Here is a 17,813-nt window from a genome sequence, read left to right on the forward strand (position 1 = left end):
CGACGCCAGATACGACTCGAGGGACGCACCCCGGAGGAGTTCCGGGGCATGTCCCTCGCGGTCTAGGGCTGTATCCTAATTAACAGCGTCCAACAATCGGGGCGCAGTTCAAAGCGGGATGGCCCTTTTATTGTTCAGGGCGATAACGGTTTGAGGCCTTGCGGCGGGTGCTTGCATACAAGGAAATCCACAAACAGATTGTACAAGTAGCTTGTATAAGTGCTATGGTGGCCAGCTGGAGGCAATCGAAATGGATGCGAAAGACGAATATTCGACATCGGATGTCGCCATGGAATTGGCGATTGCAGTCAGCAGACTGCAGGCTCGGATGAGGTATGAGGCCGGCATCGCGGAACGGGGCATCACGGCGTCGCAGCTTGCCATGCTGAAACGGCTGGACACTGAAGGGGAGCTGTCGGTATCGACCTTGGCCGCATACGAACATGTATCGCAGCAGGCCATCACCCAGCGTCTTGAATTGCTGAGACCCACGGGGTACGTCGTGCAGCATGCCGATCCGAATGACCGTCGCCGTCGGTTGATCGGGCTGACCGATGAGGGTCATGCGCTGCTGGACCATATAGCCGCCAGCCAAACGACCTGGCTGTCTCATGCCATCGAGCGTTCATTGGATGACGCTGAGCGCGGGGCGCTCGCCGCTGCGACCGCATTGATGGAGCGCATCGCGTCTATGGAGTCGCTGCCGGAAGAAGATGACGCGCGATGAAGACGGCTGATGAGACAAAAGAGGCTCCCGCATTCTCCGGAATCTTCATCATGGCGATGATATTCGGAGTCGGGCTCAACCCGGTCAACAGCACGCTCATCTCGACGGCTCTCGCGCCGATTTCACACGATTTGCGAATCGATGCAGGACAGGCGACCCTGCTGATATCGGCACTGTACCTGACATGCGCCATCGCGCAGCCGACGGCTGGCAAGCTTTCCGAAATCATCGGTCCGCGCTCGGTGTTCATGGCAGGTGCGGTATTGGTCATGATCGGAGGGCTGATTGGCGGTTTCGCTCCGAATCTCGGCGTGCTGCTGACTTCGCGTGTGCTCATCGGCGCGGGAACGTCCTGCGGCTATCCTGCCGCCATGTTGCTGGTGCGAAGACGCGCCGATCGCATGGGATTGGCGGAACCGCCTTCCCTGGTCCTTTCCATACTCGCCATGGTGGGTTTGGTCCTTATCGCTGTCGGTCCGCCGTTGGGTGGCCTGCTGGTCACCTTCCTGGGATGGCGTTCCACCTTCCTCGTCAACGTACTGGTCGGCATTATCACTATTGTGTTGGGATTGGCAAGCATCGAACCCGATCCAAAGCGGGGGCGTCGTATGACCGTGTCCTTCTTCGCCTCGCATCTTGATGTCGTGGGCCTGCTGCTGTTCTCCGCAGCAATCAGCGCGCTACTGGTCTTTCTTATGAGTCTGCCAAGACCCGATACGATGTCCGGCTGCATCACCGTCATCGCTTTGATTGCTTTCATCATGTGGGAATCGCATGCGACGACGCCTTTCGTCGATGTGCGCTCGCTTGCATCGGATAGCGCGATGACATTGAATTTTCTGCGCGCGATGCTCACCATGCTTGGCGCTTATGTGGTCATGTACGCCCTGCCCCAGTGGTTGGAGGATGCCTGCCATATGAACGCAGGCATTTCAGGCATGTTCATCATTCCGATGGGCGTGGTGGCGACGGTGGCTTCGCTGTCCATCGCGAAGACGCCGAAAGTGCGGCTGCCGTTGATCGTATGCTGCTTGGCGATGATTGCGGTGGGCGCGTTATTGGCTTGCGCATCATCCACTGGCATGGTCGTATTGCCGTTGGCCGCCTCCGCGGTCGCGGGATTGGTGCTGGGACTGAGCATGTCGACCAGCCAGACCGTCCTGTACCGCAGGGCAATCGCCGAACACATCGGTACGGTATCCGGCCTGCTGCGCACGTTCATATACATCGGTTCCATCGGCGCGTCCTCGGTGAGCGGCATGTTCTTTGGGAAAACGGTTACGGATGGCGGGCTGCACGGCATTGGCGTCACGGTCGCGATTCTGGGCGTTGTCGCATTGCTGGCGACGACCATGGATCGTACGTTGCGATAGCGCGATGTGTCTGTCCGCATCGTGAATGATGATGCGGACAGACACATGCGGCGGATATACTGGGCTACGGTGATGGAACTCGCCTGAAGCCCTTACGGGTTTCGAACCGCAATTCCGCTGATGGTTCCTATGGCATGGGGTGTGCTGTACCCTATGGCATTCAGCGGTTGCGGCAATGCCGTCCGTTTGTGTCTGCCATGTGGTGCGTCGCCTCGTTGAAAAGAGGATGCATGGCACGACAACATATCATTCGGCTTGACCTTGTATGCGTGGTGTTTCTCGGCGGATGCGTCGGCACCGCATTGCGCTACGCCTGTTCGAATATTCCCGATTACGGTGCGTTCCACATAGGTACATTCGCGGCGAATATGGTCGCCTGCTTTGTATATGCGACGCTTTCGGCATGGCTGGGAGAAACCCGCAGGGTCGCAGGACGGGCGAAGGAATATGTGAACCGGGGATTCGGCATGGGCATGTGCGGAGGTCTGTCCACCATGTCCACCCTCGCCTTGGAGGAATTCGTTATGCTGCATGGCGGCAGAACCTTGGATTGCGCGGCATACTGCTGCGCGACCTTCATCGTCGGATGTGCGCTGGCATATGCCGGGGCGCTTGTTGGTTCGCGTGTCGCCGATTCGGAACGAGATGACAGGCGCGATGCGTCGGATGGTGAGGTGGACCGATGAACGTGATCATCACCATATCGGTATGCCTTTTCGGCGGTCTCGGCGCCGCCGTCCGATACATCTGCGATTCCTGCATCAAGGCCCATTGGCATAGGGCCTTCCCTTTGTCGACATTCGTCATCAATGTTGTGGCCGGTTTTCTGGCAGGCGTGGTCGCGGGATTGTACGCGCGTCGGTCCATGCCAGATTCCACGCATGTTTTGCTGGCGACCGGCTTTCTTGGCGGATTCTCCACATTTTCGACCATGATGAATGAATCCGTGACGTTGGTGCGTGGCAGCCGGTTCGCCGTGTTCGTGGGATACATGCTCACATCGGTTGCGGTTCCCGTGGCTGCCGCGGCGTTGGGATATGCCATCGTCTGAGATTGGGGAGTGACATGAATCATGGCATCCGCCTTGTCATGGCTTGATCGATCGCTGTTCGAATCGTTCGATATGGCATGGATTCTCGTGGGAAATTAGGGAAAAACTATTGTCTTTTCCTTGTTCCATCGATACATTGGTGGCTGGCCCATCCAAGCAATATCGAAAGGACCCACCATGACGCAACGGGACACGTCGACCAAGTCGAAGCACCTGGATGTTCCCGATCTCATCATGATCGGAGTGTTCACCGCCTTGTATTTCGTGCTGGTCGCCGTGGCCACGCTGTTCAGCTCCGTCGTCCTGATGGGGTTCGGCATGATCCTTCTTCCCGCGGTCGCCGCGTTGATCTGTGGTTGCGTATACATGCTCATGGTCGCCCGGATCGGGAAATTCGGCGCGATCAGCGTGATGGGCATCGTTGTCGGACTGTTCCTGTTCGTGTCCGGGCACTTCATTCTCTCCCTTGCTGCGAGCGTCGTGTTTCCTGTCATCGCCGATGCCATAGCGCGTGTCGGGGAGTATCGGAACAAAGCAGGCATCCTGGCAAGCTATGTCGTGTTCTGCTACAGCCTCACCGGTCCGATTCTGCCATTGTGGTTCATGAAGGATGCGTATGTGGCCAATCTGCAGGCACGTGGCAAGGACGTGTCCTATATCGATGGTGTTTTCGCGCATGTAAATACCGGTACGTTTGTCATCGCCATGGCGGCGATACTCGTATGCGCGTTGCTTGGAGGCTGGTTCGGACAGCGTATGCTGAAGAAGCATTTCGCGAAAGCCGGCATCATCTGATGGCCTTGGATCCAAGAACCAAATTGTACTTGGTGGCGTTGGCCAATCTGCTGCTGTTCTTCCACGTCGACGTGGCAGTGGAGGCTCTTACGATGCTGCTGCTCTTGCTGCCATTGGCCATTGCGGGAAGACGTACGGTCGCGGCGCGTTCCGGATGCATCTATCTTTTGCTGTTGGCGGGAACGTGGGCATCAACGCTCGATGATGGCGGCGGCTGGTTGCATATGCTTGGATTGCTGTGCGTCGGAATCCGGATGATGATGCCTTGTCTGGTCGCCGGCATATACGCATTCGCCACGACCACGGCCAGCCAATTCGTATGTGCCTTACGACGTATGCGCATTCCGGAGTCGATTGTGATCCCGTGCGTCGTGTGCATCCGTTTTTTCCCGACGATTTATGACGATTACCACCAGATTCGAGACGCGATGGCGTTGCGCGGCATTGCACAGGGATCGTTTGCCTTGCTCCGTCATCCGGCGCAATCGTTGGAATACATCCTTATGCCGTTGCTGATGAACGCCACGGGCGTTGCTCAGGATTTGTCTGTCGCCGCACTGACCAAAGGAATCGGCATCAGTGGGCCGCATACGTGTCATACCGAAATCCGCATGCATTGGGTTGACTGGGTGTGGATGCTCATCTGCACGGTTCCTCTGGCATTGGGCATTGGAGGTGTGTGGTGAGCATCGGAAACGAGATGGAGCGTGCGGTCGCATGGACACGACGGTGCTCGTTCGCATACCGTGCAGACGAAGCCGACGAGGCCGACGCGTTAAGTGATGTCAGTTGCACCATATCGCGTGGCGAAATCGTCATATTATGCGGGCAAAGCGGCTGTGGAAAAACCACGTACACGCGTCTGCTCAATGGTCTGATACCTGGTTTCCACTCCGGTGATCTGCGGGGTTCCCACGTGACCTGTGGAATCCAAGCGGGATCGGCTCCTGTGGAAAGTTATGTGGGCCGGGTCGGCAGCGTGTTCCAGAATCCGAAAACCCAGTACTTCAATGCTGATTCCACCGACGAATTGGCATTCCCCTGTGAGAATGTGGGCATGCCTCCGGCGCGGATTCGGCAACGCGTGCATGATGTCGCCGAACGGTTCCATGTCAGGCATCTACTGGGTCGCCGGATCATGTCGCTTTCAGGTGGCCAGAAGCAGCAACTTGCCGTGGCAGCGTCGACCATGCTGACCCCCAGCCTGATCGTCATGGATGAGCCGACAAGCAATCTGGATATGCCGGCGATTCGTCGGTTGCATGACATGATCGCTGGATTGAAGGCCGATGGAATGACCATCGTCATCGCCGAACATCGTCTTGCATGGTGTGCGGATCTGGTCGACCGTTTCATAGTGTTCAACCACGGTGCGATTCATGGCGAATACAAGGCATCCGATTTCCGGGCGTTGCCCGAACAACGTGTTGCGGAATTGGGATTGCGCGCTCTCGATGACGAACCATACAAACTTGCTGTGCGTCGAAAGCTGTTGCATGTCGACGCTGCATCCAACAAGGATGGAAGGCAAACCGTCATTGGTGTGCGCGGTCTGAACGTGGGTCATGAGGAACGGGGATTCCTGGGTCGTAAGACTCCCGTGTTCGTACGGGGCATTCCCGATTTCGACATTCATGAGGGTGAGATTCTCGGCCTTATGGGACCGAACGGAGCCGGCAAAAGCACTTTGGCGCGTACGTTATGCGGACTCGCCTCTCCATTGGGCGGCATGGTGTTGCTGGACGGAATGAAAGTCGGACGCAATGCCTTGACCCGTTCCGGGTTCCTTGTCATGCAAGACGTCAATTACCAGCTGTTCTCCGACAGTGTTCGCGAGGAGGCGTTGCTGGGACTTGATGGAATGGACGCCGAAGTGCGTGACCGATGCGATGCGGTGCTGCGGGACCTTGACTTATTGGATTGCGCACGGCGACATCCGATGAGCCTGTCCGGCGGGCAGAAGCAGAGACTGGCCATCGCCTGCGCGCTGATGAGCGACAAGCGGTTCATCGTTCTGGACGAGCCTACCAGCGGGCTGGACCGGCTGCACATGACCCAAGTCGGCGGGCTCCTGCGCAAGCTTGCCGACAACGGCAAGGCGGTACTGGTCGTGACGCATGATTACGAGCTTGCCGCCCAGTGGTGCGACGGCATCATAACGCTGGAGAACGAAACCTATGACGAACCTGAAGGAGAGGAACATCCGGCATGAATTTCAATGTGAACGAGTGGCTGGGGGACTGGGTCAGCTTCGAACATCTGATTGACAGTCGTGATCCGAACTTGGAACAGGCTTGGAAGGATTCCACGAAAGCCATGCGTTCCAAACCGTTGTTCGCAATCATGATGCTTGGCGATGCGCGACGCTTCTGGTCGAAGGCATGCAGGACCTCGGGCAAGGAGCGGCGGGACGGCATCGGTGGATGGCATATCGATCGGCTGCCGGCGAACGGCGACGATGAAGGTGCGGCAGATTTCCGCCTGACCTGGTTGGACGAAGAACGCAAGCCTATCGCAACGCACGAATATCGTCTCAATCACGTACATGATAAGGGGCTGGAAGGCAAGCCCTGCTATGTGTTCCATGCGATTGATGCCGGCGCTTCCGATCCATTCGCCGTGCTTGTCGCGATGAATCCCATGCCCGAACGCTCTGCGCTCAGACATGGGGGACTGCTTAGCCACCTTCATTTTCAGTATGCCTCCGATGAAAACAAGCTCATCAAAGGCAGGGGGAAGCAAGCCGTATTGCGCCGTCGCATGTGGTATCCCACGATGTGTGCCGGCGAAGGAGCGCTGATCGATCAATGCAACATCGTGCGCGCGCTTCATCATCTTCCGGCATGGAAGGAACTGCCCATCCCACCATCGGATTGACCTTGGACGGCGAGGCGGGACGGCGGTCGCGTCTCGCCCGAAGTCATAGGTAACGCCCTGTGACGCTTTCCGGACATACGGCGACCTGTGAGGGGGATCCCGCGCATACCACGCGTCCGCCCGCGTCTCCGCCGCCCGGTCCCATGTCAACCACATAATCCGCGTTCGCGATCACATCCAGATCATGTTCGATGACGATTACCGTGGCGCCACTCGCCACAAGCTCATCGAACACGCGCAGCAACACCCGGACGTCAAGTGGGTGCAGGCCGATCGTCGGCTCGTCGAACACGAACACCGCATCATGCTGCTTCCGCCCCATCTCGCTGGCCAATTTCAGACGTTGGGCCTCCCCGCCGGAAAGCGCCGGCGTCGGCTCTCCCAAGGCAAGATAGCCCAGACCCAGCTCATGCAACGTGGCAAGTTTCGTCCGAATCGATTTGATGCCGCTCAATACGGGCATGGCATCATCGACGGTCATCGCCATCAACTGCGGCATCGAATATGCTGTTCCGTCCGCGCAGGGGAGCGTCAGGTCAGCAACCATATCGGAATACCGCGAGCCATGGCATGCCGGACATTCGATATCGACATCGGGCAGGAACTGCACGTCAAGGGAGATCGAGCCTGTACCATCACATGTCGCGCAACGCAGTTTGCCAGTGTTGTAGGAGAATGCCCCCGCCTTCATGCCGACGGCCCGCGCGGCATCGGTTTTCGCGAATGCGCGACGAAGATCGTCATGGACACCGCAATAGGTCGCGACGGTGGAACGCACATTCGCGCCAATGGGCGTGGCATCGATCAGATTCGCCTTCGCCACGCCATCCGCTTCGAAGACACGTATCTGCGAAGGACCCGCTGAGCCATCAATCCGCGAGCATAGGGCGGGCATCAGCAGCTCCAATACCATCGTGGTCTTGCCGGAACCGGAAACCCCTGTCACGACGGTCAGCCGTCCCCGGGGAATGTCGATCGACAACGGTCCGACGGTATGCAACCGGCCCGTCTCCATATGAATGCGTCCCGCGGAGAACATCTCACGGTCGCCGGTCGTCCCGCGCACACGGTCATGGACGTTGCCTCCATGAGCAAGAAACGGCGCTATGCGAGATCCGGTCGTGCCGATCACCTGCCGTACCGTTCCCTGCACGATCACGCGACCGCCTTTCGCGCCGGCGTTCGGTCCCATTTCGATCAGATGGTCGGTTTCGGCCAGCACGCGGGTGTCATGGTCGACCACCACCACCGAATTGCCGTCATCCACCAGATCGCGCATCACGCCAAGCAGCCCGTCGACATTCGCGGGATGTAGGCCAATCGAAGGTTCGTCCAGCACGTACAGCACGCCGGTGGTGCGATTACGCACGGCGCGGGCAAGCTGCACGCGTTGGCGCTCGCCGGTGGACAGGGTCGCCCCGGCGCGGTCCAGCGACAGATATCCGAGCCCAAGCTCCAGCAAACGCCGTGACGTGTCAAGGAACGAATCGCAGATGTTGCCGGCCATGGACCGCATATGAGGTTCCAACGATTCCGGCACGGACCGTACCCAGGAGACGAGTGAGCTCAATGGCATCGCGGTTGCTTGGGCCAGATTGATGCCCTTGATCCGTGGCTGCCGGGCACGTTCGGAGAGTCTGGTTCCGCCGCAATCGCCGCAGGGGCGTTCCTTGAGGAACCTCGCCACGCGTTTCAGTCCTTTTTCGTCCTTGGCTTTGGCCAGTGCGTTCTCCACGGTGTACACGGCGTTGTAGTACGTGAAATCGAGTTCGGCGAAATCGTCGCCTTTCTTCGGTTTGTACAGGATGTGTTTCTTGACGGCGGGGCCGTTGAAGACGATGTCGCGTTCTTTGTCGGTGAGCTGGTTGAACGGCACATTGGTGCGCACCCCCATGGCTCCGCACACCTGTTTCATCAGATCCCACATCAGCGATCCCCAAGGCAGCACGGCCCCATCATCTATGCTTTTCGATTCGTCCGGCACCAGCGATGCGCGATCGACGTCGCGCACTATGCCGGTACCTGAGCAGGTCGGGCATGCACCGGCGGAATTGAAAGCAAGGTCCTCCGCGGACGGCGGATGCATTAGTTCACCGCAATTCGTGCAATGCATCGGCAGTTCTGCGGCGACATCCATCGTCGGCTTGTTGCGGAATCCGCAATGGCCGCACACATGCTCGCCGACGCGGGAGAACAGCAGACGCAGGCTGTTGAGCAGCTCGCTCATCGTGCCGAACGTGGAGCGGACGCCGGGCACTGACGGGCGTTGGTGCAGCGCCAATGCCGCCGGAACATGCCTCACCTCGTCGACGGTCGCGCGGCTTGCCTGCGTCATGCGTCTTCTCGTATAGGTCGACAGTGCCTCAAGATAGCGTCGCGACCCTTCCGCGTACAGTACGCCTAGCGCAAGAGAGCTTTTCCCCGAGCCTGAGACTCCGGCCACTCCGACCAGACGGTTCAGCGGTATGTCGATGTCGATGTCCTTGAGATTGTGCACGCGGGCTCCGCGCACTTCGATGCATGACGGCGAGGGCCGATGTTCTTGCGTTCCAGATAAGAAGACGGGTGAGGATGATTCCATGCCTGCAATTCTATGCTGGCCATATGGCTATTACATATACTGACGAGAAGAAATTCACCAAGGAGCAGACCCAGCGCCTGTTCCTTTCGGTCGGTTGGGTGTCCGGCCAATACCCCGAACGTTTGCATAAGGCGTTGATGGGGTCGTCCACTGTGTTCAGCGCGTGGGACGGCGATCGTCTGGTGGGTCTGGTGCGTGTGCTCGACGACACGGAGATGGTGGCGTACATGCATTATGTGCTGGTCGACCCCGAATACCAAGGGCATGGCATCGCCGGCCACCTTGTCGGCATGGTCAAGCAACGTTATCGCGATTACCTGTATATCGAGGTCATGCCTGAGGAAAGCAAGAACGCGTCATTCTACCAGAAGCATGGATTCCATATCATGGAGGATGGCGTCGCCATGCAGATATGCAATCCGGGGGAGCGGCGCTGATAGGGCAGGCGTTAGCGCCGACGTGATTCCATAGGACAAGTGATGGAATCACGATTGTCCGGATGAACTCCGTCACCTGTCCCGATCGCGCCGGTGCCGAGCTGTCAGATTTTGAATGAACGGTGGATGAACCCGTATACGGTATCCCAGTAAAGCTTTGGATTCACGGCGGAGCTTTCCATATGTCCGGCGTCTGGAATCAGTAGCCGTTCGCGGTCGATGCTGGCGCAGGCGTTGTAGTTCATGTCCAGGAAACGTGGGCTGACCATGAGGTCCTTCCCTCCGTGGATGAACAGCATCGGAATGACCGCATGCCGCAATGACGGTATGCAGGACGCCTCGGTGAAATCATAGCCGGCACGGCGCTTGCAGATCAGACCCGCCGCGTCCACGCATGCCGCGGCGAGAAGCTTCGGCATGTGGAACATGCCCCGCGCGCTGTCGATGAATTCCATGCGGGCGGAAGTGTATCCGCTTTCGGCGATCGCTGCAACGACATTGCGCGGCAGTCTCGGATCGCCGGCCGTCATCATCACGGTCGTGGCGCCCATGGATCCTCCGGACAGTAGGATGCGTGCCTGACCGTCGCTCTCCACGATCAGGCGTATCCAGTCGAGCAGATCGTTGTGCTCCAGCCATCCCATGCCTACATATCGTCCCTCGCTCAAATCCTGTGCCCGCTGGGAGGGGACGAGGGCGGTGAATCCCAAGCGGGCGTACCGATGCGCCCATTTGGCCTGTTCATCGGGAGCTCCGGTATAGCCGTGCACGCAGATGGCGTATAGGTGCGGCGTCGGGTCTATACGATCCGGATCGAACAGCCAGCCATGCAGTCTGAGCCCATCATGGCTGGTGATGGATACCGGCTGCTGTGTCTCGGAGAACCATTGTCCGGCCTCTCTGGCCTCGCCTTGATCCATCTTCTCCTTTCGGTCCGGAGCGATTAACGCCTGGTGGAAGATGGAATGCTTCCATTGCGTGTCGATGGCGAAGCGGAACAGCATGTCCGCCGTCGCGGTGAACAGTCCCGTCGCGGCGACGGTCGTGATGCCGGCCGCAAGCTGGACATTGCGTATGAGTTTGGAACGGTCATGCATCGTCGCCATTTTCTCGATTCCTTACCACTGGTTGGTGTTGCCTGAATATGATTGTACGTGCCTCAACGCGTGTCCGCCGTCGTGCGCGCTCCATGGTTTTGGGCATCGTGGAATGTCGTGGCGTGCGGTATACTGAAGAACTGTTGTCTTGGCGAGGGAGGCTTATGCCTCCGTTATCGACTTGGCGTGTGGTGGAGACTCCTGGGTTTCCGTGCGGCCCGTCGATGCGCTGAAACATGGAAACGATTTACAAGGAGATATTGATTATGGCTACCACCATCACTCTTGAAGGCGCCGCCCGCACTGAGTTCGGCAAGGGCGCTGCCCGCCGTCTGCGCGTCGCCAACCTCATCCCGGCCACCGTGTACGCCGGCGGCGAGGACCCGGTCTTCGTGCAGCTGCCGATGAAGGAGACCACCCTGTCCCTGCGCCACACCAACGCCTTGTTCACCATCAAGTATGGTGACGAGACCAAGATGGCCGTCGTCAAGGACGTTCAGCGCAACCCGGTGAAGCGCATCGTCGAGCATGTCGATTTCTACGAGGTCAAGGCCGGCGAGAAGATCGACGTCGAGGTGCCGGTGTTCGTCGAAGGTACCCCGAAGGGCGCCGCTGTCGCGTTCGTCGACATTCAGGAGCTCAAGGTCCGCGCCGATGTGGCCAACCTGCCGGAGAAGATCGTGGTCAACGTCGATGGTCTGACCGATGGTTCCAAGGTCTTCGCCAAGGATGTCGTTCTGCCGGAAGGCGTCGTGCTCGACATTGAGGATCCGGAAGAGTCCGTCGTCACCGTCGAGATTCCGGAAGACACCGTTCCGGAGACCCCGGCTGCCGATGACACTGCCGCCGCTCCGGCTGCCGACGCTCCGGCTGCCGACGCTCAGTGAGTCCGGTTTTCCCGATTCAGGTCTGATTCCGACGCGTGGAGCGTCGGCACCGCAAGGTCCATGCGTGTTTGTGAAAATACGCATGGACCTTTGCGTTTCCCTGTGGCTCCTCGTTATCTCATATCGCGAACGCCGGTTATCGAAAGCGTTTATGGTGTGAGAAAGTACATACCAGAACCCGGCGCCACAAGCGCCGGAAACCAATAACCGCTGGCCGCCTTCGGACGGCTGATGCAACTAGAAGAAGTAAAGAATGACTGAACAGAATCATCACGATCCGGCGGAGCTTGACAAGCTCGCCGAGAAGTTCACCGTGCTCCCGAACGACAACCCGGCATCCGACGCCAAGCGTGCCGAACTCATCGACAAGCCGGCCTTCGGTCAGGTCTTCTCCGACAACATGGCCCACATGACTTGGACCAAGGGCGAAGGCTGGTCTGACCGTCGCATCGAGCCGTACGCGCCGTTGAAGATGGACCCGGGCGCATCTGTTCTGCATTACGCCCAGGAATGCTTCGAAGGTCTGAAGGCCTACCGTCACGCCGACGGCTCCACCTGGCTGTTCCGTCCGGACGCGAACGCCGAGCGTTTCCAGAACTCCGCCAAGCGACTGTACCTGCCGGAACTGCCGATCGACGACTTCATCGGCTCCGTCGCGGCGCTGGTCAAGCGTGATGTGAACTGGGTCCCGTCCCGCCGTGAATACACCCTGTACATGCGTCCGTTCATGTTCGCCTCCGAACCGTTCCTGGGTGTGCGCGCGCCGCAGGAAGTGGACTACTGCGTGATCGCCTCCCCGTCCGGCCCGTACTTCCCGGGCGGCGTGAAGCCGGTCAACATCTGGGTTGAGGACAAGTGGTTCCGCACAGGCCCCGGCGGCACCGGCTTCGCCAAGTGCGGCGGCAACTATGCGGCCTCCCTGCTCGGTGAGTACACCGGCATCGACCACGGCTGCCAGCAGGTCTGCTTCGTCGACGCCGCCACCAAGACCTATCTGGAGGAGCTTGGCGGTATGAACATGATGGTCGTGCACAAGGACGGCCACGTGGAGACCCCGTCCCTGACCGGCAACATTCTGCCGGGCGTGACCCGTCGCTCCCTGATTCAGCTCATCCAGGACAACGGCCACGATGTGGTCGAGACCATGATTGCTCTGGACCAGCTGCTCGAGGACATCAAGTCCGGTGAGGTCACCGAGGTGTTCGCCTGCGGTACCGCCGCCATCATCACCCCGATTGGCCGCTTCAAGTCCGAGAAGTTCGATGTGACCGTTGCCGACGGCGGCTCCGGCGAGTTCACCATGGCACTGCGCAACCAGCTGCTCGGCATCCAGCTCGGCGAAATCGAAGATCCGCACAACTGGATGTGGAAGGTCTGCTGATTCTCCGATCGACTGTCCGCGATGACGGATAGTGACATATACCGCTGAAGGGCGGGATATGCGTTATGCAACATGCTCCGGTCTTTTGCCGGGCTCTTATGGTGCATGGCTCATATCCTGCCCTTTGGCTTTCTTGTTGCGGGTATCGTTCCCCATTGTGCTATTTTTGACTGTTGTTCGGAAAAGAAGCATGCGGGGGAAAAGGGGAGCGGAACATGGAAATCGCGTTGGAAAGCAACGGCTTTTTCATGGGCATCGAATATCTGGCAACATTCTGTTGCGGTATGGTTGGCGGACTTGCCGCAGTACGCAAAGGTTACGATGTCTTCGCGATTCTCGTCACCACTTGGCTCACCGCATTGGGCGGCGGCATCATCCGTGACGTGCTGCTCGGCGCGCTCCCTCCCGCCGGCGTCTCCGACAAAGGACTGGTCGTCACGGCCTTGCTTGCCGCCGTAGCCGTTGCGGTCATCCATCCTGAAATCAACAGGCTCAAATGGTCCATGCTGTCTCTGGACGCGTTGGCTCTGGGGCTTTATGCGGTTAATGGCACGTCCAAGGCCATGATGTACCACATGTCCGGCACCACGGCGGTGTTTCTTGGCATGTTCACCGCATTGGGAGGCGGCCTCATCCGTGACATGCTCATCAACGAGGTGCCCATGGTGATTCGGGACAGGCACTGGTATGCGGTACCTTCGGCCGTCGGTTGCGTGCTGACGGTGCTGGTATGCAAGGGAGTGAACTTGGGAGTGGTCAGTTTCGCCGCCGAAGTGGTGCTGGATGTGCTGATTGTGGCGCTGATGGTGGGCATGCGACTGATATCCGTGATTTTCGACATCCAATTGCCGGGCGCATTGGTCAGGCACAATACCTATCTGCCGAGTGAATCCAAATATCTCAAACGTCCGGTCATCCATCCCGATAAGGACGATGACGATGTCGACCGCGATGGCCGTCAGTAACGGAGCATGAAAAGGAAGAAGCCCCGCAGGAAAACCTGCGGGGCTTCTTTTATGCTGTGAGTTGTGAAAACTCAGAGAGCGTTGATGGCCACGGCGAGACCGGACTTACGGTTGGCAGCCTGGTTCTTGTGGATCACGCCAGCGCCGGCGGCCTTGTCGAGCTTCTGGGCTGCGACCTTGTAGGCGGCTTCGGCGGCGGACTTATCGCCAGCGGCGATGGCTTCGCGGGTGGCGCGAACGGCAGTCTTCAGGCTGGACTTCACGGCCACGTTACGCTTGTGCGCCTTCTCGTTGGTGAGAACGCGCTTCTTCTGCGACTTGATGTTTGCCACTATTTCTCCAAACGACGTTTGCTATAAGGACATACAAACGATGATGATAACATGGCACGCGGATAAATCGCCAATGCATACAGGAGTGTCGTGTAGGGACATGCCGACACTACCGGTTAGAATCGTGTGCGTCGAATATTTCCAGAGGAGGATGGCGTGGGGCAGCAGCATAATCAGCCCGGGTACACCGATCAGTCGTTGATCCGCAATTTTTGCATCATCGCGCATATCGATCACGGCAAGTCGACGGTGGCGGACCGTATCCTGCAGCTGAGCGGCATCGTGCCGGAACGAGAGATGCGCGACCGTTTCCTCGACCGCATGGACATCGAACAGGAGCGCGGCATCACCATCAAATCGCAGGCGGTGCGTGTGCCATGGACTGTCGATGGTACCGAATATACGCTTGGTATGATCGACACTCCCGGCCATGTGGATTTCACATATGAGGTGTCTCGTGCGCTGGCTGCCTGCGAGGGCGCGGTGCTGCTTGTGGACGCGACACAGGGCATCGAGGCGCAGACCCTGTCGAACCTGTATATGGCCATCGACCATGATCTGGCCATCATCCCAGTGCTGAACAAAATCGATCTGCCGAGCGCTGAACCTGATAAGCACGCCGAAGAGATCGCTGGCCTGATTGGCTGCGACCCATCCGACGTGCTGCGTGTCTCCGGCAAGACCGGCGAAGGCGTCGCCGAGCTGCTCGACCGCATCGTCGCGGAGGTCCCCGCGCCGAAGGGCAATCCGGATGCTCCTGCCCGCGCGCTGATCTTCGATTCCGTCTACGACTCCTATCGTGGCATCGTCACCTACATCCGTATGGTCGATGGCGAGCTGAAATCCCGTGAGAAGATGCACATGATGGGCATCGGCATGACCCATGATCCCATCGAAATTGGTGTCATCAGTCCGGACATGACGCCGACCAAGGCGCTTGGCGCGGGCGAGGTCGGTTATGTGATCACCGGCGCGAAGGACGTCAGCCAATCCAAGGTGGGCGACACCATCACCTCCGCAATCAACCCTGCAACCGAGCCGCTCGACGGCTACCGCGACCCCCAGCCGATGGTGTATGCCGGCCTGTTCCCGATTGACAACGCGCAATATCCGGAATTGCGTGAGGCCCTCGACAAGCTCAAGCTCAACGACGCGGCTCTGATTTACGAGCCGGAGACCTCCGTGGCGTTGGGATTCGGCTTCCGCTGTGGATTCCTTGGTCTGCTGCACATGGAGATCGTCACCGAACGGTTGGACCGTGAATTCGGACTCGACCTGATCTCCACCGCCCCGAATGTGCCGTACGAGGTCACCTCGGAGGACAATTCCGTGCATCGCGTTACCAATCCGAGCGAATTCCCCGAAGGCAAGATCAAGAAGATCGTCGAGCCGATGGTGGCCGCCGACATCATCACGCCGAAGGAGTTCATCGGCCCGGTGATGGATCTGTGCCAAGACCATCGCGGACAGATGGGCACCATGGAATACATCTCCACCGAGCGTGTGGAGATGCACTACCGCATTCCGCTGGCGGAGGTCGTATTCGACTTCTTCGACCAGCTCAAGAGCCGCACCAAAGGTTACGCCTCGCTCGACTACCATGAGGACGGCGAGCAGGCTGCTGATCTGGTGAAGGTGGATATTCTCATCCAAGGCGAGAAAGTCGATGCGTTCAGCGCCATCGTGCACCGCGACAAGGCATACAGCTACGGCGTGATGATGACGAAGAAGCTGCGCGAGCTCATCCCACGCCAGCAGTTCGAGATTCCCATCCAAGCCGCCATTGGTTCACGCATCATCGCACGAGAAAACATCCGCGCCCTGCGCAAGGACGTGCTCGCCAAGTGCTATGGCGGTGACATCTCCCGTAAGCGCAAGCTGCTCGAGAAGCAGAAGGCCGGTAAGAAGCGCATGAAGATGCTCGGCCATGTGGAAGTGCCGCAGGAGGCTTTCATTGCGGCTCTGTCCACTGGCGAGGCGGGCAACGACCGTGACACCAAGGACAAGATCCGCGCCGCGCAGAAGTCCGAAGGCTGAGTCCGCCCGTGACGTTCGAGGTTTACATCCATGTCCCGTTCTGTCTACGTCGCTGCGGGTATTGCGATTTCAATACCTATACGGCTTCGGATATGGGCGAGGGAGTGTCCCGGGGCCATTACGCGAGCATGGTGATTCGCGAAATGGCAATCGTCCGTGATTGGCAGACGGAACACGGCGTATCGGAACCGAACGCGTCCACCGTCTTCTTTGGTGGCGGCACTCCGACCACGCTCAAGGCATGCGATTTGGTGTCCATGCTGGATGCGGTGCGCAATACATGGGGCATTGCGGATGATGCGGAAATCACCACCGAAGCGAATCCTGATACGGTGGATGCCGACTATGTGAAGGAACTTGCTGATGGTGGTTTCAACCGTATTTCCTTCGGCATGCAGTCCGCGGTGCCGCATGTGCTTGAAACGCTCGACCGTACGCATACTCCGGCGAATGTCGCCGCTGGTGTTGCCGCGGCCGACGCGGCGGGCATGCGTTCCAGCGTCGATCTGATTTACGGCGCGCCGGGGGAAAGCCTTGACGATTGGCGCACCTCCGTGCGCACGGCCATCGATCTGGGTGTCAACCATATCTCCGCATATGCGCTCACCGTGGCGCCAAATACGAAAATGGGACGGCGAATCGCGGCGGGCACGCTTCGAAGGCCGGATGATGACGACGAGGCGAACAAATATGAGATAGCCGATGCGATGTTTTCCGAGGCCGGTCTCGAATGGTACGAAATCAGCAATTGGGCTCGTCCCGGCTACGAATCGCAGCATAATCTCGGTTATTGGAGGAATGTCGATTGGGCCGGTCTCGGACCGGGGGCGCATTCGCACTATAACGCCCATGGCGGCGTGTGTGGAATTCGTTCCTGGGACATCGCGCATCCGAGGCTTTGGGGGGCTGCCGTCAACGAAGACTCCGTGCCATGGTCCGGGAATGAGGCCATCGATGCCGGAGAGGATGTCGAAGAGACCATCATGCTTGGTCTGCGTCTGCGTGAGGGGCTGGATACCACACGTCTCGAGGGTGTTATTCCGGAAGACGCTTGGCACGGACTCGAGGACGATGGACTGATTACGCGCGATGGAATGCGGGTGGTGCCCACATTGCGCGGCCGGCTGCTCAACGACACCATCATCGAACGACTGTTCTCATTCCTTGATTGAGGAGACGCGCCGTGGTGTTCGGACAGGGAGGAGGACACGCCGGACGGTTCTTTGTGCGACGCAAACGGATATTCGCGAAACATATTGGAATCTAGCCGTTT

The 17,813-nt window shown here is 58.8% G+C and carries 17 protein-coding genes and 1 riboswitch; of the genes, 14 read left to right on the forward strand and 3 right to left on the reverse strand.

Annotated elements, in window-relative coordinates; all coding sequences use genetic code 11:
• Window positions 1–250: 250 nt before the first annotated feature.
• From AC1ATL_RS06260 to AC1ATL_RS06295, 8 genes are all read left to right on the forward strand, one after another.
• Window positions 251–727: a MarR family winged helix-turn-helix transcriptional regulator gene (locus AC1ATL_RS06260; RefSeq protein WP_476569374.1), complete on the forward strand. Its 477-nt coding sequence runs from the start codon at window positions 251–253 to the stop codon at window positions 725–727.
• Window positions 724–2,100, forward strand: a complete 1,377-nt coding sequence (locus AC1ATL_RS06265) for an MFS transporter (protein ID WP_476569376.1) — start codon at window positions 724–726, stop codon at window positions 2,098–2,100. Before AC1ATL_RS06260 ends, AC1ATL_RS06265 begins: the two co-directional genes overlap by 4 nt.
• A 59-nt stretch (window positions 2,101–2,159) precedes the next feature.
• Window positions 2,160–2,237, forward strand: a riboswitch (Fluoride riboswitch).
• A 93-nt stretch (window positions 2,238–2,330) separates the two neighbouring features.
• Window positions 2,331–2,786 carry a fluoride efflux transporter FluC gene (locus AC1ATL_RS06270; protein WP_476569378.1) on the forward strand — a complete coding sequence of 152 codons (456 nt, stop codon included), beginning with the start codon at window positions 2,331–2,333 and terminating at the stop codon, window positions 2,784–2,786.
• Window positions 2,783–3,151: a fluoride efflux transporter FluC gene (locus AC1ATL_RS06275; RefSeq protein WP_476569380.1), complete on the forward strand. Its 369-nt coding sequence runs from the start codon at window positions 2,783–2,785 to the stop codon at window positions 3,149–3,151. Before AC1ATL_RS06270 ends, AC1ATL_RS06275 begins: the two co-directional genes overlap by 4 nt.
• 177 nt (window positions 3,152–3,328) lie before the next feature.
• On the forward strand, window positions 3,329–3,946 hold the full coding sequence (locus AC1ATL_RS06280; RefSeq protein ID WP_476569382.1) for an MptD family putative ECF transporter S component: 618 nt from the start codon (window positions 3,329–3,331) through the stop codon (window positions 3,944–3,946).
• Window positions 3,946–4,632, forward strand: a complete 687-nt coding sequence (locus AC1ATL_RS06285) for an energy-coupling factor transporter transmembrane component T family protein (protein WP_476569384.1) — start codon at window positions 3,946–3,948, stop codon at window positions 4,630–4,632. The genes AC1ATL_RS06280 and AC1ATL_RS06285 overlap by 1 nt, the downstream gene beginning before the upstream one ends.
• A complete protein-coding gene (locus tag AC1ATL_RS06290) occupies window positions 4,626–6,158 on the forward strand; it encodes an ABC transporter ATP-binding protein (protein WP_476569386.1) in 1,533 nt (510 codons plus the stop codon). The genes AC1ATL_RS06285 and AC1ATL_RS06290 overlap by 7 nt, the downstream gene beginning before the upstream one ends.
• Entirely contained in the window at window positions 6,155–6,823 is a 669-nt protein-coding gene (locus tag AC1ATL_RS06295; protein ID WP_476569388.1) for a hypothetical protein, read from the forward strand. The genes AC1ATL_RS06290 and AC1ATL_RS06295 overlap by 4 nt, the downstream gene beginning before the upstream one ends.
• Before the next feature lie 43 nt (window positions 6,824–6,866).
• On the opposite strand, the gene AC1ATL_RS06300 is transcribed toward AC1ATL_RS06295, so the two are convergent.
• Entirely contained in the window at window positions 6,867–9,404 is a 2,538-nt protein-coding gene (locus AC1ATL_RS06300) for an excinuclease ABC subunit UvrA (protein WP_476569390.1), read from the reverse strand.
• Between the two features lie 23 nt (window positions 9,405–9,427).
• Here AC1ATL_RS06300 and AC1ATL_RS06305 point away from each other — a divergent pair, with 23 nt between their 5' ends.
• On the forward strand, window positions 9,428–9,841 hold the full coding sequence (locus AC1ATL_RS06305) for a GNAT family N-acetyltransferase (RefSeq protein WP_476569392.1): 414 nt from the start codon (window positions 9,428–9,430) through the stop codon (window positions 9,839–9,841).
• A 104-nt stretch (window positions 9,842–9,945) separates the two neighbouring features.
• Here AC1ATL_RS06305 and AC1ATL_RS06310 read toward each other — a convergent pair whose 3' ends face one another.
• A complete protein-coding gene (locus AC1ATL_RS06310; RefSeq protein WP_476569394.1) occupies window positions 9,946–10,947 on the reverse strand; it encodes an alpha/beta hydrolase in 1,002 nt (333 codons plus the stop codon).
• 257 nt (window positions 10,948–11,204) lie between these two features.
• Here AC1ATL_RS06310 and AC1ATL_RS06315 point away from each other — a divergent pair, with 257 nt between their 5' ends.
• From AC1ATL_RS06315 to AC1ATL_RS06325, 3 genes are all read left to right on the forward strand, one after another.
• The gene (locus AC1ATL_RS06315) at window positions 11,205–11,825 is read left to right on the forward strand and encodes a 50S ribosomal protein L25/general stress protein Ctc (RefSeq protein ID WP_476569396.1); all 621 of its coding nucleotides are present in this window, start codon (window positions 11,205–11,207) and stop codon (window positions 11,823–11,825) included.
• A 253-nt stretch (window positions 11,826–12,078) separates the two neighbouring features.
• Entirely contained in the window at window positions 12,079–13,206 is a 1,128-nt protein-coding gene (locus tag AC1ATL_RS06320) for a branched-chain amino acid aminotransferase (protein WP_026645883.1), read from the forward strand.
• 215 nt (window positions 13,207–13,421) lie between these two features.
• Complete coding sequence (locus AC1ATL_RS06325; RefSeq protein ID WP_476569398.1) at window positions 13,422–14,171, forward strand: trimeric intracellular cation channel family protein; 750 nt, start codon at window positions 13,422–13,424, stop codon at window positions 14,169–14,171.
• A gap of 71 nt (window positions 14,172–14,242) precedes the next feature.
• Here AC1ATL_RS06325 and rpsT read toward each other — a convergent pair whose 3' ends face one another.
• Window positions 14,243–14,503: a 30S ribosomal protein S20 gene (gene rpsT / locus AC1ATL_RS06330; protein ID WP_003835031.1), complete on the reverse strand. Its 261-nt coding sequence runs from the start codon at window positions 14,501–14,503 to the stop codon at window positions 14,243–14,245.
• Window positions 14,504–14,659: 156 nt separating this feature from the next.
• Here rpsT and lepA point away from each other — a divergent pair, with 156 nt between their 5' ends.
• Both lepA and hemW read left to right on the forward strand, forming a co-directional pair.
• Window positions 14,660–16,540 carry a translation elongation factor 4 gene (lepA, locus tag AC1ATL_RS06335; protein ID WP_476569401.1) on the forward strand — a complete coding sequence of 627 codons (1,881 nt, stop codon included), beginning with the start codon at window positions 14,660–14,662 and terminating at the stop codon, window positions 16,538–16,540.
• An 8-nt stretch (window positions 16,541–16,548) separates the two neighbouring features.
• On the forward strand, window positions 16,549–17,712 hold the full coding sequence (hemW, locus tag AC1ATL_RS06340) for a radical SAM family heme chaperone HemW (protein ID WP_476569404.1): 1,164 nt from the start codon (window positions 16,549–16,551) through the stop codon (window positions 17,710–17,712).
• Window positions 17,713–17,813 lie beyond the last annotated feature (101 nt).

The organism is Bifidobacterium sp. LH_743 (assembly GCF_056355775.1).